Raw genomic sequence first — 16,286 nt, 5'->3', positions numbered from 1 at the left:
AATAAAATGTTCGGAAATATATTGACACTAGTTATCACCTTTGGTAAACTAAAACCCGTTAAAAGTGAGATTTATTGTATAAAATTGATTTGATAGAGTTATTAATAGATTATACCAATAAAAGGTATGAGAGGTGGGGTAATTTAATGTCAAGTGTTATAGTGGTAGGAAGCCAATGGGGAGACGAAGGTAAAGGAAAGGTTACGGACTATCTAGCCGAAGATTCAGGTGTCATCGTTCGCTATCAAGGTGGCAATAATGCAGGACATACTGTTAGTATTGGAGATAAAGTTTATAAATTACATTTGATTCCCTCTGGGATTTTCCATGGTAACAAAACTTGTGTTCTAGGGAATGGTATGGTAATAGACCCCAAAAGCCTGATTGAGGAACTAGAATACTTGAAAAATCATGGTATTACTTCCTTTGAATTGATTATTAGTGACCGGGCTCATGTGATAATGCCATATCATAAAGTCATCGATGAAATGGAGGAACAGGAAAAAGGAGATAAGAAAATTGGTACTACTGGTAAAGGAATTGGCCCATGCTATATGGATAAAGCTTCAAGAGTAGGAGTGAGAATGGGCGACCTAGTTGATGAAGAAGAATTAGAGGACAAAGTGCGCTGGGCCGTTGAGAAAAAAAATGAGCTACTAAAGGATGTATATGGAGCGGACGGTTTTGACTCAGAATCTGTAATTCAAGAGTATAAGAAATATGCCGAGAAACTAAAGCCATTTATTAAAGATGCATCAGTATTTTTAGAGCAAGCATATAATAGGGGTGAAGAGATCCTTTTTGAAGGTGCACAAGGAACTCTACTGGATTTAGACCATGGTACTTATCCTTACGTGACAGCTTCGAATCCTGTAACAGGTGGAGCTTGCGTTGGCGCTGGAGCACCACCCCACCTTATCAACAGTGTAGTAGGTGTGGTCAAAGCATACTCTACCAGAGTTGGTGACGGTCCTTTTCCCAGTGAACTGACAGGTGAAATTGGAGATCAAATTAGGGAAAAAGGCAAGGAGTACGGAACTACTACTGGAAGACCTCGTAGAGTTGGCTGGCTTGACACAGTAATATTAAATTACTCCAGAAGAATTAACGGTTTTAACCATATTGCATTGACATTGCTTGATGTTTTATCAGAATTTGATACAATAAAGATCTGTGTTGCATATAAATATAGAGGAGAAACAATTGAACATTTTCCAGCAAGTCAAAAAATATTATCGGAATGTGAACCGGTATTTGAAGAACTACCTGGTTGGAAAGAAGATATATCTCAGATTCAGGACTGGGATGAATTACCCGATGCAGCTAAATCTTATATTAAAAGAATAGAAGATCTGACCTCTGTACCAGTCTCTATAGTTTCTTATGGTCCCCGGCGATCTCAAACTAAGATAAGAAATAAAATAAAAAATAAATAAAGGGTTGACAGATTAAGCTGAGTAGTGTACCATTAGTAAATGTCAGAGGCGTGAGCCATTAGCTCAGTTGGCAGAGCACCGGACTTTTAATCCGGGTGTCCCAGGTTCGAATCCTGGATGGCTCACCATCTAGTGGCCCCTTGGTCAAGTGGTTAAGACATCGGCCTTTCACGCCGAAGTCAGGGGTTCGAATCCCCTAGGGGTCACCATGGCGAGATAGCTCAGTCGGTAGAGCAGCGGACTGAAAATCCGCGTGTCGGCGGTTCGATTCCGTCTCTCGCCACCAACACAAAATTCCTTGAAAGCGGTTCTCGAGAAATTCGAGAACCGCTTTTTTGTTTGGATGTATTAAAGTTGAATGTTGATTACTGTTCAATTGTCAGAAACATAATAAGTGGCCCACTTATTCAATAGCACGTGGCTCAGTAATTGCTAGAATAGGTGGCTCAAAAATTCATGAGCAGGTGGGTCAGATTTTCATTGACATTCGCATGCTCTAGTTTAAATAAGCTTTTTTAAAAAATGCAATAACATTATGAACATTTTTAGCCATCGCTCAACTGAAAGGGTATTAGCCAATAATGTTGAATTAAATAATGTCGGATTATGTTGAATTATGGTGAATTCCATGTCCATCTGAAATTGACTAAAGGTTTTAATACCGGCTTTTAAAACAAATTGAGACAGTTGAATCAAATAAACTTCGCCATAGGAGGTGGTGCTCATGACTGAGTACTCCGTTGGTTTTAGCATTTTGCTCTTAGGTATGCTATTATTAATTGGAAAATTTATTAGGGTTAAAATCACTTTATTACAGGATTTATTTCTCCCTAGTTCTGTAATAGCAGGTTTTGTAGCTTTATTATTGGGCCCAGAAGTTCTAGGTAATATAGTAAATCTAACTGACGTATTTCACTGGTCTGAGGCAGGTCTATTTCCTAAACATAGCCTGGAAACTTGGGGGTATTTACCTGCTCTAATGATCAATGTAGTTTTTGCCGCTCTTTTTCTTGGAAAGAAACTGCCAACTTTAAGTAAGGTTTGGAATTTGGCGGGACCTCAAATAGTTTTAGGGTATATATTTTCTTTTGGTCAATATATTGTAGGTCTACTATTAGTTATTTTCTTTTTAACTCCTGTCTTCGGAGTTGATCCATTAGCAGGAGCATTAATTGAGATTGGTTTTGTAGGAGGTCATGGTACAGCAGCTGGATTGGGAGACACCTTTGCGGAAATGGGCTTTGAAGACGGAGAAGCACTTGCTACAGGTATGGCTACAGTTGGAGTATTAGGAGGAGCCATTATTGGTATCACTCTGATTAATTGGGGTGTTAGAAAGCAAAAGTTTCAAAACAAAACTGAACCTCAAACAAGAGATGATGTTGAAAAGAAAGGATTAACTGAGCTAGATCAAAGACCTCCCGCCGGTCACCTTAGCACTAAAGCCGAATCTATTGAACCATTATCATTGCATTTTGGGTATATTGCTTTGTCAATTATATTGGGTTACGGTATTTTACAAGGACTTGTTTGGATAGAATCCTTGACCTGGGGAAGTGCTACTGGTGTTTATTTAATTGAATACGTCCCTCTCTTTCCTCTGGCAATGGTGGGAGGTATTATAGTTCAGTATGTTTTGGATAGGATTGATGTTTATAAAACTCTCGATCCGGATTTGATTTCTAGAATTCAAGGCTTTGCTTTAGATATTTTGATAGTTAGTTCTTTGGCTACTCTTGAATTAGCTGTAATTAGGGATAATATAGTTCCGTTTACGGTGTTAGCTCTTGGTGGAATTATTTGGACTGTATTTGTCTTTAGAGTACTTGCTCCTAGAATTTTAACTTCGTTTTGGTTTGAAAGGGGTATAGGTGACTTTGGACAGTCTATGGGAGTTGCCGCTACTGGTTTATTATTAATGAAAGTAGCAGATCCAGATAACGATACACCTGCCCTAGAAAGTTTTGGGTATAAACAAATTCTTTTTGAACCTATCGTTGGTGGAGGTTTGTTTACAGCAGCCTCGGCACCACTAATTTTCCAATTTGGAGCTGTTAATATATTAATTTTTCTTTCAATTATTACAGTAGCGTTGTTGATTTTTGGATTACTCTACTTTAAGAAAATGAGGATATAATTAATAAAAAAAGAGCGGCCTTAGCCAATGTTCTAATAGGCTAAGGCCGCTTAAATTAACTCAACCGTTCTACATTATGTACCAATGGGATTAGTTTATCAAGACAACTCTATATCGTACTATCGTCCAGAAAACCCACTCAGAGTTGTAAAAAGGGCACTTTTAAACCCTTCGAATTTTCCGTCTGCTGCAAAAAAGGCAGTACAACCTGCAAAGCCTGCCCATGCAGGAAGGTTTATAAAGTAACTTACCTCAATCCAAATACCGCACAAAATAGCTGTCGTAATCGATAAAGCAGTTAACTGTTTCAATTTTTTCCCCTCCTAAGGTTAACCTTACTTAATTTTAAGTTATTCGAGTTAACTTTTCGTAAATCAATAAAGGTCCACTATAACACCTTGCTTAATACTGTCTAAAAAGTCTAATATTACAAATAACCCTAGACCGAACCTATTGGCCGGTCTAGGGCTTAAAAGTCTTGTGTTTAGATATGAAATTTAGTCCGAGATATTCTGGAACGAAGCCGTATTGGATTAGTAAATTTGCGGCAGTAAGAGGGACGGCGGTTAGTCACTGTTATCTAACTTAATTGTTTTAGTTTAAAATTATTTTATTCTTGATACTCTGATACTTCCCATTCGTGAACATTCCAGCTTAATGCTTGCCACGCTGAAGGCTCAAAGTTTTCTACCCTATCATTTTGGGACCAGAGTTCTTTGGAACTATATACGAAAATATAGGGTAGATCTTCATTAAATACATGTGCTAATTCATGATATATTTCTTGTCTATCGTCTTGATCAAAGGTTCTGATACCTTCTTCCATTAACTCTTCTGCTTCTTCATTGTGATAATGTCCTGTGTTAAATTCACCAATACCAGTGTATTCTACACTAAAGATATTGCTTGGATCTGGGTCTGTACCCAAACTCCAGCCCATATTCCAAAGATCGAATTCTCCACGTGCATCATCTAGACGGTCCACCATTGAGTTAAATTCATAGTTATCAATATTGAGTTCAACCCCGATTTCCGGCCATTGCTCTAAAGCTAAAGTAGTCAGGTGCTCTGACCATTCATTATCCGCTATGGTGTCCCATTGTAGAGAAAGTTTTTCGCCATCTTCATCAACTCTAAACTCTTCATTTTCATCCCATTCGTAACCAGCCTCATCTAATAATTCATTTGCCTTTTCTGGATCATATTCGTAGTAATTTAACTCACCTTCAGGATAAGCCCAACTTACAGGTGAAAATGGAGCAGCAATAGCTCTACCTAACTCATCACCTAGTAAACCTTCAATAAAAGCATCTATATCTAAACCATAGGCCAACGCTTGCCTAACTTTTTGATTTTCTACATGCTTATTATCGTGCTGAATTCCAATATAATTATAAGAATTATCCAAGAAAGTTAATTCTTCTTGAAAATCTATATCTTGTAACATTTCTAAATTTTCAGGAGTTGAAGAAACTTGAACGATATCAGCTTCACCAGTTTCAACCAATGGTAACTGCTGTTCGGATTCTATTTCTTCGTAAATGATTCTATCCACTTCAGGCTCTCCTAGATAGTAATCTTCATTTGCTACCAGAATTGCGTGTTCATCGGGTCTATACTCTTCAAGCTTAAAAGGACCACTACCCATGGGGTCATCAGTTAACTCATGCAGTTCCTCATACTCGTCAAATTCATAGTAATGACTTGGCATTACCCAGGTAGAATAATCATAAATGTCACCAGCATTGGGTTCTTGTGAAGTGATTTGAATGGTGTAATCATCAATGATTTCGATACCTTCAATTTCATCGGTTTCACCTTCTCGATATTCTTCTACTCCCACAATATTATCGGACCAAGTAGAACGAGGGCCGTCGTATTCAGGATGTGCAGTAACTTCTAAAGTGAAGGCCACATCCTCGGCTGTAATTTCCACACCATCATGAAACTTCCACCCTTCACGCAGGTAAAAAGTGTATTCTAGACCATCATCTGATATCTCGTAATCTTCAGCAACTGACCTTTGGCCTGTAGTTAATTCACCATCTTCATTAACTGTTAAAACTGTGTCAAAAATCATACCCAAAATCCAGGAGTCATAAACGGTGCTTTGTAATGGCGGATTAAAGATTCCATCAAGATCAGGTCCACCAATAATAATCTCATTTGGTCTTTCAACAGCAGGATTTTCTACTTCATCCGGGTCTTCTTTTTCTTCATCTTCGACTTGGGGTTCTTCGTCTTTAGCTTCTTCAGGAGGTGCGCAACCCGCCAAAGCAAAGGAACTCGCAAACAACAAGACAACAAAGAGAACTAGTAATTTTGAGTTTCTCAAAGAATCCCCCTCCAAAATAATTGTTTTAGTTCACTAACTTTAGTTCAATGGGCAAATAACTATTTAATTATGTTAACAAATATCACCTCCTGTTTTTTTATTTAAGTTCTAAATTATATGCTTGTCATTAAATTGATTACGACCTTATAAAGCTCTTTATAAATATATATTTATAAGGTCACGTACATTATTAAAACTTTTTTCTGGTAGTAGTATATAGTTAATTCTATTTTTATGTTAATTTTCCTGCTGAAAAATTAAAAATAATTTCAATATTATGAAATTTCACTATTAATAAAAAAATTGCATATACAGATCAAATTTTATAAAGTTTTTTATCGTTTTTTTAAATTTAATGGCAAAACATGTTTTAAAGTATTACATTTTGTAAAAATATAATGAAATTGTAAAAAATTTAAAGAAGGTATTTTTGCATTTCTGAAGAATAAAAGTTGACGGGTCTGAGTATACTAGGATAACAGTTTAGGGGAGGGATATTATGGAAGATAAATCAGGAAATGACAGTTTAAAAGAAAGTTTCAAGAGTATAATGGCTCCTAAAAAACTATTTTGTGGATTCGTGGCAGTACTTACTTTAGGAGCTGGCTTATATACATATTCCCAAACAAAAGAATTCAATGCAGGGTATGTAAATACCTTATATATACAGAATGAAGAAATAGCAGTAATTGATAGAGAGCAAAGGGATAAAATTGAGGAAATTTTAAAGGAAATTAAGTCAGAAGTAGAGGACGAATACGATATTGATAATTTATATATTGCAGAAGAACTTGAAATTGAAGAAGAACATAGACAAACTAGTCCTACTGACGATATGATTGAAATCAAAGAAAAGCTCAAAGAAAACTTGACTTTTCACACCAGAGGTTACGCTTTATACGTGGATAATGAGAAAATAGGGGTTATTAGAGAAGAGCTCTCTCCTGATGAGATAGCAGAAGATGTGGCTCAACACTTTGTAGATGGTGATATTGAAGAAGTTGAAATTGAAGAAGATATTAGAGTGGAAACTAAAGAGATTTATCCTGGTAAATTAATAGACAAGGATAGTGCTATAAGTATTATTTTAAATGGGACTGAGTACACAGAAACTTATGAAGTTCAATCAGGGGACTCCCTTTGGACTATTGCCGATGAAACCGATAAAACAGTAAGTCAATTGAGGGAGGCAAATCCTCAGCTTGATGAAGATGAAATGTTGCGCCCTGGTGAAGAGATAGAGTTAGTGAAAACCGAGAGTTATGTCAATGTGCGTACTACTAAAAAACGAAAGGTTAAAGAATCAATTTCCTATGATACAGAATATCGAACTGATTCTTCTCTTTGGTGGGATGAATCTAAGGTAATGGAACCAGGAAATGTAGGGAAAAGGGAAGTAGAATATAGAGTCCATAAAAAAAACGGGCAAGAAAAGGAACAAGAAGTTTTAAGAAAAGAAATATTAGAAGAACCTGAAAATCAAGTAATTGTTAGAGGTTCAGCGCAAAGGCCTAGAGCTGAAGGTGATAGGTTTTTATTTCCTATAAACCCTTCTAGTGGACGTTTCACCTCAGGTTATGGCCCTCGTGGAGCAGGCTTTCATAGTGGTGTTGATTTTGCTGCTCCTCGGGGAACACCAGTTAGGGCAGCTGCAAGCGGAACAGTTACTTTTTCAGGTTATAAAGGTGGTTACGGAAATCTAATTGTAATAGAACATTCTGGCGGTTATGAGACCTATTACGCTCATAATTCTGAAAATCACGTTCAAGAAGGGCAACAGGTTAACAGAGGAGATGTAATTGGCCTTGTAGGTAGTACAGGCCGTAGTACCGGGGCACATCTTCATTTTGAAATTCACCGACATGGGAGCCATACTAATCCGTTAAATTACTTTGCACCTCAATAATAAAAATAAATACCCAAACTAGGATTTTTGTAAAGTGATTTAGGTGAACAGGCTCTACCTTTTATTGGTAGGGCCTTGTTTATTTGTAATCATTTTAATTAGGAGCTGCTATAACTAGCTGATACTGTATAATTGAAATTTTACAGTTATAGATATCCAACTTTAATACAGCCATAATTAATAATCTTGCTAAATATATTATTTATTTGTATAATCAAGAAGACTCTGGAGGTGAGGAAATTGAGCTTGTCTAAATACTTACAGGTGATTACAAAAGGCGATATAGTTGTTGCTGTTTTAATATTAGTGGCTTTTTTAGCTAGCATGGCTTTTTTTTGGTTGAATCCTGGGGCAGGTCAAGAAACTCAGGATATAATAGCAGTTATTGAATTACATGGAGAAGAGGTAGATCGTGTAGAGTTACCTCCTGAAGGAGAATCAAAGGAAGTGGAGGTACCATTGCAAGATGTGGATTATGAAGCTATTATTGAACTGGAACACAATCGGGCGCGAATTCAAAGAATGCCAGAAGATGTTTGTCCAAGAGGTATCTGTGCAGACACTGGATGGGTACAGAGAGAAGGACAGGCTATTGTTTGTGTCCCCAATAGGCTGATAATTCATTTAGAGGGGATTGAAGATGATGATGATTTAGATAGAATTACAGGTTAATGAATCCTTTGATAATGTAACTTGTGACTCACAGAGGGGGTTGTTACGGAATTTTAACCTGTTTGTAATATTCTTGTAACATTTATGGGTTATAATAAAGATAACAGTTAATCAAATTAGGTCTGACCCCCTCTTAATATAGATTTATCGATAGCGGTGCTAAGCACCGCTATCTTTTTTTATGTAATTTTATCCTTTTATATATGAGCAGGAATTGTTTAGTTAAGAGCGAAATAATGTATAAAAGTAATAATTATGTTAAGCAGGTGAATTAAATGAGTTACAGAGTTTTAATTGTAGAAGATGAACAACCTATAGCTGATATCATTAATTTCAATCTTGTCAAAGAAGGGTATGAAACAGAGGTCGCCTATAATGGTGAAGATGGATTAGAGAAGTTTGCCAGCTTTTCTCCACACATAATAGTTTTAGACCTGATGTTACCTGGAAAAGATGGTTTTTCAGTTTGTAAGGAGATTCGCTCCCAAAGTTCGGTTCCCATTTTAGTATTAACAGCCAAGGATTCGGAAGTTGATAAGGTGTTGGGATTAGAATTGGGAGCAGATGATTACGTTACTAAGCCCTTTGGAAACAGAGAACTGTTAGCCAGGATTAAGGCCTTACTCCGAAGAGTCAATTTATCTGGGCAAGATTCTTCAAGTAGTGAAAAAGATGAGGATATTTTGAAGTATAACGATGTTGAAATAAATCTAAAAACTGCTGAAGTAAAAAAACAGGGGCAAGCCATAGATCTGACTTATCGGGAATTTCAATTATTCGTTTATTTAGTCAAACGACAAGGAGAAGTAATTTCTCGGGAACGGATGATTGAAGAAGTCTGGGGATACGACTTTATTGGGGAAGACCGTACCGTTGATGTTACCATTAGGCGCTTAAGAGAGAAATTAGAAGATGATCCAGGGAGCCCAAGCTATATAATGACTAAAAGAGGTATGGGTTATTACCTTAGGAGGACTTAATATGTTTAAAACAGTCCAGTGGAAACTGGTTGTTATATATCTATTACTGGTGCTATTAGCCATGGAGCTAATTAGTGTTTATCTATTACAGTCACTTGATCAATACTATCTAGATGATTATAGTGAACGTATGTCAACAGAAGCCGAACTAGCAAAAAGCTTGCTGCAAAGGCACATGACCGAAGAACAAGATGCTGATCAAATTTCTCAATTGCTCGGGGAGTTTGGCCAGCAAGCTCATAATGAGATTACAATATTAGATGAAAATGGTAGAGTCCTGGCTACTTCCTCGGGCGAGGAAGAACTTCAAGGAAATATTATTGTGGAAGAAGAAATTACTAGAGCCCTAGCTGGGAGTCAAGGGAGTAATATTAGAATAAATCCAAATACAAATATTCGACAAAAATCCCTTGCAATTCCTATAGAAAGCGGGAACCAAGTAATAGGAGCTGTTTATTTGGTAGGTTCATTAGAACGTGTTGATAATACATTGAGTGAAATTAGAACTATTTTATTTACAGGGACACTTTTCGCCATGCTTGTAACAGCTCTCCTAGGGATTATCTTATCTAAGACGATAACTAAGCCTGTGAAAGTAGTTACAAGGACAGCTCAGGCTATGGCCCAAGGTGATTTTAATCAACGTATCGATGTAAAAAGTGATGATGAAATCGGGAATCTTGGTCGAATGTTTAACCATTTAGCCTCTCGCTTGGACTCGACTTTGAAAGAAATTTCGTCAGAAAAAGGGAAAATTGAAGCTATCCTAACACAAATGAGTGACGGAGTTATTGCTGTTAATAGCAATAAGGAAATAATTCATATTAATCCAGCTGCGGAAAGAATGTTAAATGTTGAAAGAGAAAAGTTACGAGGTCAGTGCGCCAAAGAGTTACTATCTAAGTTTTTTACTGATGAAGAATTTGATCAAATACTGAAAGGTGAAACAAATGTTAAGGAAGAAAAAAACCTGACAACAAATGAAGATATGGTGGTGAGAGCACAATTAGTCCCCTTTAAATCTGAAGAAAAACAATACGAAGGAGTCATCATTGCTTTAAATGATATAACGGAGCAGGAAAAATTGATTCAAATGCGCCAAGAATTTGTAGCCAATGTTTCTCATGAACTTCGAACTCCTTTAACCTCAGTTAAGAGCTATGTGGAGACTCTTTTAGATGGTGCCCACAAGGATGATGAGATTGCTCCACGGTTCTTAAAAGTAGTGCAACAAGAGACAGATCGAATGGTAACTATGGTGAAAGATCTGCTAGTATTGTCCCAGCTTGACAGGAAGGAGCCTATTATAGAATGTAGAGATATTAATTTTATGGATGTACTTGATAGAAGTATATCTGCAATTGAATCACTTACAAAAGATCAAAAAATAGAACTGCATTTAGATTATAAAAGTTTAGAAGGAGAGTATATTGACGTCTTTAATGAAAAACCTGAATTTATCAGGATTTCTGGGGATTCAGATAAACTGACTCAGGTATTTACAAATATATTAGAAAACGCAATTAAATACAGTCCTTCTGGTGAATGGATTCAAATCACCGTTGAAGATTATTATGAAAACATTAAAATTTCAGTGAAAGACAATGGTATGGGTATCCCGGCTGAAGATTTACCCCGGATCTTTGAACGGTTTTACCGGGTGGAAAAGGCTCGCTCTAGGGCCCGGGGAGGAAGTGGCCTCGGCCTGGCTATTTCCCGGGAAATAATCAGAAATCATGGTGGAGACATTAACGTATCCAGTCAAGAGGGAAGGGGAACGGAAGTGATCGTTTATCTCCCGAAAAATCAGGAGGTTCAATATGAATTGGGAGCAAATTAAAACTGTATTGTTAGTTATATTAGTCATAAATAGTATTTTCCTTACTAGTCGTCTTTGGGTCACGGATTATCACTATGAAAGGTCTGAAGAACCAAATATAGAAGAAATAACCTATGGCGACAATCCTGAACTATTTCAACAGGTTAAACCTGAAAAAATTGTCTATCATGCTAATGAGCAAATTTTTCTTTTAAGACGGGACAGAGAGGTATATGAACAAGTCTGGAAGCTATTTTGGGACAACATTATAACAGGAGAGAATTTTACTACTGGAAATATTAAAGATAAAGAATCATTAGAGCTAACTAAACCTTATTTTATATATAAATTTTCTGGAGTATCACCTTTAAACTTGATGCTGAATGGAGAATACGGGTTACCTTCCAATTATGACGAAGAATATTCAGATTTACTTGTGACCTTAGATGAAAATCCCCAAATTTATCTAGTTGATAACGGCTCTCAAGATGGTTATCCTGTTAACATGTCAGTGTTAGGATTTGAAGAGTTTGAACAAGAAGAATTAGAAAAACGGAATTTAGAATCAGGTCAAGAAATAACTTCTCAGGATATAGCTGAAATTTTCTATCATACGGGACAGGAGTACTTGGCGGATATTGAAGACCTGTTAGGTCAAGTTCCTGACTCCATTTCAAAAGAATGGTATGAAATCTTAAAATTAAAATCAGAGGAGATTCACGATAAAGGGTATACAATGTACTTACCCACTGACAAAGAGCTTGAAAACCTTGATCTGATTCCTCAAGTTTTAAATTTTGAAGAGCAGAACAAGGAGAAATTGGCGAAAGCTTTCTTTTTAGACTTATCCTTTGTTAGAAAAATAGAGGAACGAGATGGTACTACTATATATACCGATGGTCAAAGAGGGCTCAGGTTTTATCCTGATGGCGGTTTACAATATAATGCCCCACAAACCAGGGATAGTATAAGAACTGCTGATTCTAATACTTTCTTAGATAGAGGTGGACGATTTATTTCACTTTATGGTGGCTGGGTTGATAATCTGAAAGCAGCACAGCTAACTACGCCTAGCAGTGAATTTCAAGACTCTACCTACAATTTGACTGAAATAAATTATCTGTATTATCATCATGGTTTTCCAATTTTGAATGAATTTTTATTGAATATATCTATGGCAGATAATAAGTTAGTAGAGTATTTTAGACATATACCAGAGAGCTTTAAAAAGCTTGATAAAGAAGAGGGGAATTTGGTAGAGATTCAAGAAATTATCAAAAACTGGATTGCTGAAGAACTTTATGATGGTGGAGAAGAGCTTAGTTTTGATATTGAACAAGAGCAAGATTTACAGGTTTTAACTAAAGAATTAGAAAAACAGATTTTAGATGCAGCTAATAAATTAAAAGGGCTAGATAACATCACCCTTGGGTATGAACTTCAATCTGCAGAAGGCGAGAACGAGTATTATATTCTTCCAGTTTGGAATATAGAGTCAGGTGATGAATCTAAGAATTTTCCTGCTTGGAATTCATCGAGAGATAGTTTATATTAGATTATTTAAAGTCAATTCTTTGGGATGATATGAAGGAAGGGTGAATTTATGTGGATTGGGGACAGGCTAAAAATATTTTATTAGTTGCCTTTTTGCTTTTGAATATAGTTTTAGGTTATAAAGTTATTAATGATTCTGATTTGACTTATCTAAGAGCCCAAATATCAGAAGAAGAACGAGAGGAAGTTAAACAAAATTTAGAAAAACAAAATGTGGTTTTTGATGGTGATATTCCCGATAATATTTTTGATTCCCAGCATATCTCTGTTAGCAATTATGAACTAAGAGTAACCGAGGTGGCGGAAGCTATTGTTGATGGTAGTTTTTTAATCGATGGCAATGATGACAATAGTGGTGAAACAAGAATTTTATCCCATGACGAAAATATGATAATTACTCAAGGATCTTCTGGAAAGCTATCTATAAGATTTAAGGAAGCTTATTTACCTGACTCCCAGAAGCAATTAACTAAAGATTCAGAAGAAGCCTCTCGAGAATTGATCAATAATTTTTTAAAAAAGCTAAATTTAACAGATGAATTTAGCTATCATGGGAAATACCGTTATTCTAAAGAGGAAATTACAAGAATCCATGATGAGAATGAAAATTTTGAGTGGTTAAATGATGAAGAAGAGTTAGTCGATATGATCTACTATCAAGAATTTGATGACCATTTGATGTATGGGGGGTACGCTGTAATTACTCTATCGCCTAACGGAATCAAAGGAGCGGAGATTTATCTTTTACAAAAAGAAGGACTTAAAGAAGAAAATATTGAAGTTATACCTGCCACAATGGCATTATTAAGATTGGGTGAGTATTTACCAAGTTATACGGAAATACAAAGAATTACTGGAATCACCTTTGGATACTATACGGAAGAATATACTGCCGAAACATGGGAAGCGGTTCCTGTTTGGAGAATTGAATTTGATACCAGAGAAGTTTATTATATAAATGCGTTTACAGGTGAAATAGAACGGGAAGGGGTGTATTGACAGATGCAGGTAAACGGAGAAGAACTAGAACAAAATGGGTTAAGAACAGCAGCTGAGTTAATTGCTATAGCAGCGCGGACAGCTCCTAAGGGTAAGGGTGTGGATAACCTGGTCACCTCAGTTGTATCAGAAGAAAATTTGGAGCGTTTACGGGAACAAATGTACAATATTGCCGACAGAGAAGGGTCAATTGCCGATTTTTTTAAAAGAGATGCTGACAATCTTAAAAAAAGTCCTTATGTAGTGCTTTTTGGCACTAAAGTAAGTAGACTAGATGTACATCCTTGTGGGTTTTGCGGATACAATAATTGTCAAGAGAATCATCGTGATAATGGAATCTGTGCGTTTAATCCCGGTGACTTGGGTATTGCTATTGGTTCGGCTGTTAGCAAAGCGGCTGACTTGAGAGTGGACAATAGAGTCATGTTTACTGTGGGTAAAGCAGCTCTAGAGCTCAAACTTTTAGGTGATGATGTAAAAATAGCCTATGGATTACCTTTATTTTCAGGTGGGAAGAGTATTTACTTTGACAGATAATTTGTACCTGATATTCCAAAATAATAATCAACAAGAGAGGGTTGAACTATGAGATTATTATTAATTCGCCATGGTGAATCAACAGGAAACTTTGAAGAACGATTTCAAGGTAAGAAAGAATACCAATTAACAGATCGTGGATGCAAACAAGCTCAAAACCTTGCAGAAAAATTAAGAAATGAATCTTTTGATGCAGTGTACACAAGTTCTTTATCAAGAGCTCACGATACTGCTAAGGAAATCTGCAAATATCACTCTTTGGATCCCATAGTTGATGAATTGTTAAGTGAATATTGCTGGGGTGTGATTGAAGGCCATACTAGAGAGGAAATTAAAGATAAATATCCTGATCTAGGTATGAAATTGGAAGAAGATTTCTTTGCTACTTCCATTCCCGAGGAAGAAGGGATGATGAACTTAAAAAATAGAGTTTCAGATTTTTATGATAAAATTTTTTCAAATTATAATGGTAATCTGAATCGTCCCAATATCGCAGTAGTTAGTCATGGACGTGTGCTGGGAGGTTTGGTTGTTTATTTGACGGGATATAGTTTTTATCATACCCCATGGCCGTATACTTTTAGCAATGCTTCTATAACAGAGATTTCCTATTGGTATGAGTATGATAAAGGAAGAATTGTCAAAATGAATGATACATCTCATTTATTTAATTAAGACTTTTAGTCTTAATAACTTTACTAGCAGGAGGGATGGAACTTGACAAATAGCAAAATTTGGTTTGCAGACGCGAGAGCGACGGAGTTTGATTATTATTACAGTTTGGTAGCCAAGTTAGAGGAAATTTTAGATCAGGTAGATGTAGGGAACTATTTTGAAAAAGATGATTACGTAGCTATTAAAACTCATTTTGGATCCTATGGAGGACACAGGGTTGTTAGACCTATTTTTATTCAAAAAGTAGTTGAAGCTGTGAAACAAGCGGGAGGAAAACCTTTTGTAACTGATACTGTCCGCATTCCTGGTATTGAATACCTAGAAGTGGCCAATAGTGAAGGTTTAAATCACCTGTCTTTAGGAGCTCCCATGGTCTTAGCTGATGGTTTATTTGGCAAGGATTTAGTAAATGTAGAGTCAGGCCCGATTTTAGGTGAAATAGGTATTGCATCGGCAATTCATGATGCACCAAGTATGATTGTAATCTCTCATTGTAAAGGTCATATCGGCTCTGGTTTTGGCGGAGCAATCAAAAATCTTGGTATGGGAGCAATTAGTTGTAAAAATGAGTGTGGACATGCGGAACGGGGACGTATTCACTTTGCTCAAAATACTGGTTTGAAGTGGGAACCCGAAAATTGTACTCTTTGTGAAAGATGTGTAGATGTCTGTCCCCATGATGCGATATATCGTACTGAAGAAGATCAAATAGAAATTAATTATGAAATATGTGTGAAATGTGGACGTTGTGCCAGGGTATGTAAAGAAGAAGCTTTAATTGTACCCCAATCTGAAGAGCGCTTCCAAAAGGGGTTAAGTGAAGCAGCCTATGCAGCTGTACAGACATTCCAAGAAGGAAGAATTTTATACATAAACTTTATATTAGAAGTTCAACCTGAATGTGACTGTATGCCCATGGCAGATACCCCTCTCATCCAGGATCAGGGAGTGCTAGTATCTGATGATATAGTTGCTATTGAACAAGCCACTCTAGATATTATAAAAGAAGCTGAACCCCTACCTCAGTCAAAAGCAGCGGAAAACAATGTCACTCCTGGCAAGGAATTGTTTAATCAAGTCACTGGTAAACATCCACAGTGGCATGTAGATTACGCCGAGGAATTAGGCATGGGGCAAAAAGATTATGATTTAATAAAAGTCAACAGTAAAGAAAAACCTGAAGAAGACAAAAAGTAAGTGACTTATAAACTACAACAATAGATGATTCTTTTAGAT

13 protein-coding genes and 3 tRNA genes are annotated in these 16,286 nt (G+C 36.5%); 14 read left to right on the top strand and 2 right to left on the bottom strand.

Annotated features, from left to right (window positions below; genetic code table 11):
• Positions 1–146 precede the first annotated feature (146 nt).
• From NTHER_RS14695 to NTHER_RS14670, 5 genes are all read left to right on the top strand, one after another.
• Positions 147–1,436, top strand: a complete 1,290-nt coding sequence (locus NTHER_RS14695; protein WP_012449287.1) for an adenylosuccinate synthase — start codon at positions 147–149, stop codon at positions 1,434–1,436.
• A gap of 52 nt (positions 1,437–1,488) precedes the next feature.
• Positions 1,489–1,564, top strand: a tRNA-Lys gene (locus NTHER_RS14690).
• A 6-nt stretch (positions 1,565–1,570) separates the two neighbouring features.
• Positions 1,571–1,645, top strand: a tRNA-Glu gene (locus tag NTHER_RS14685).
• 1 nt (position 1,646) lies between these two features.
• A tRNA-Phe gene (locus tag NTHER_RS14680) sits at positions 1,647–1,722 on the top strand.
• A 438-nt stretch (positions 1,723–2,160) separates the two neighbouring features.
• A complete protein-coding gene (locus tag NTHER_RS14670; protein WP_012449286.1) occupies positions 2,161–3,573 on the top strand; it encodes a sodium/glutamate symporter in 1,413 nt (470 codons plus the stop codon).
• Positions 3,574–3,692: 119 nt separating this feature from the next.
• Here the strand turns inward: NTHER_RS14670 and NTHER_RS14665 are convergent, their stop codons facing one another.
• Both NTHER_RS14665 and NTHER_RS14660 read right to left on the bottom strand, forming a co-directional pair.
• Positions 3,693–3,884 (bottom strand): DUF1097 domain-containing protein, encoded by a 192-nt coding sequence (locus tag NTHER_RS14665; RefSeq protein WP_052291992.1) that lies wholly within the window; start codon positions 3,882–3,884, stop codon positions 3,693–3,695.
• Between the two features lie 299 nt (positions 3,885–4,183).
• On the bottom strand, positions 4,184–5,908 hold the full coding sequence (locus NTHER_RS14660) for an ABC transporter substrate-binding protein (RefSeq protein WP_012449285.1): 1,725 nt from the start codon (positions 5,906–5,908) through the stop codon (positions 4,184–4,186).
• 499 nt (positions 5,909–6,407) lie between these two features.
• Between NTHER_RS14660 and NTHER_RS15495 the strand changes: the two genes are divergently transcribed.
• From NTHER_RS15495 to NTHER_RS14615, 9 genes are all read left to right on the top strand, one after another.
• Entirely contained in the window at positions 6,408–7,814 is a 1,407-nt protein-coding gene (locus tag NTHER_RS15495) for a peptidoglycan DD-metalloendopeptidase family protein (protein ID WP_012449284.1), read from the top strand.
• A gap of 240 nt (positions 7,815–8,054) precedes the next feature.
• Positions 8,055–8,486 carry a NusG domain II-containing protein gene (locus tag NTHER_RS15490; RefSeq protein WP_012449283.1) on the top strand — a complete coding sequence of 144 codons (432 nt, stop codon included), beginning with the start codon at positions 8,055–8,057 and terminating at the stop codon, positions 8,484–8,486.
• Positions 8,487–8,761: 275 nt separating this feature from the next.
• The gene (locus NTHER_RS14645; RefSeq protein WP_012449282.1) at positions 8,762–9,466 is read left to right on the top strand and encodes a winged helix-turn-helix domain-containing protein; all 705 of its coding nucleotides are present in this window, start codon (positions 8,762–8,764) and stop codon (positions 9,464–9,466) included.
• 1 nt (position 9,467) lies between these two features.
• Positions 9,468–11,306: an ATP-binding protein gene (locus tag NTHER_RS14640; RefSeq protein WP_012449281.1), complete on the top strand. Its 1,839-nt coding sequence runs from the start codon at positions 9,468–9,470 to the stop codon at positions 11,304–11,306.
• The gene (yycH, locus tag NTHER_RS14635; RefSeq protein ID WP_012449280.1) at positions 11,287–12,840 is read left to right on the top strand and encodes a two-component system activity regulator YycH; all 1,554 of its coding nucleotides are present in this window, start codon (positions 11,287–11,289) and stop codon (positions 12,838–12,840) included. Before NTHER_RS14640 ends, yycH begins: the two co-directional genes overlap by 20 nt.
• Before the next feature lie 50 nt (positions 12,841–12,890).
• Positions 12,891–13,838, top strand: a complete 948-nt coding sequence (gene yycI, locus NTHER_RS14630) for a two-component system regulatory protein YycI (RefSeq protein WP_012449279.1) — start codon at positions 12,891–12,893, stop codon at positions 13,836–13,838.
• Between the two features lie 3 nt (positions 13,839–13,841).
• Positions 13,842–14,375 (top strand): ferredoxin domain-containing protein, encoded by a 534-nt coding sequence (locus NTHER_RS14625; RefSeq protein ID WP_012449278.1) that lies wholly within the window; start codon positions 13,842–13,844, stop codon positions 14,373–14,375.
• Between the two features lie 48 nt (positions 14,376–14,423).
• Complete coding sequence (locus tag NTHER_RS14620) at positions 14,424–15,050, top strand: histidine phosphatase family protein (protein WP_012449277.1); 627 nt, start codon at positions 14,424–14,426, stop codon at positions 15,048–15,050.
• Positions 15,051–15,092: 42 nt separating this feature from the next.
• Positions 15,093–16,247 carry a DUF362 domain-containing protein gene (locus NTHER_RS14615; RefSeq protein ID WP_012449276.1) on the top strand — a complete coding sequence of 385 codons (1,155 nt, stop codon included), beginning with the start codon at positions 15,093–15,095 and terminating at the stop codon, positions 16,245–16,247.
• The last annotated feature ends 39 nt before the right edge of the window (positions 16,248–16,286 follow it).

It is taken from the genome of Natranaerobius thermophilus JW/NM-WN-LF (assembly GCF_000020005.1).
GTDB lineage: Bacteria > Bacillota > Natranaerobiia > Natranaerobiales > Natranaerobiaceae > Natranaerobius > Natranaerobius thermophilus.
The sequence above is the reverse complement of the archived record's forward strand: the minus strand, read 5'-3'. Positions and strand labels throughout refer to the sequence as shown.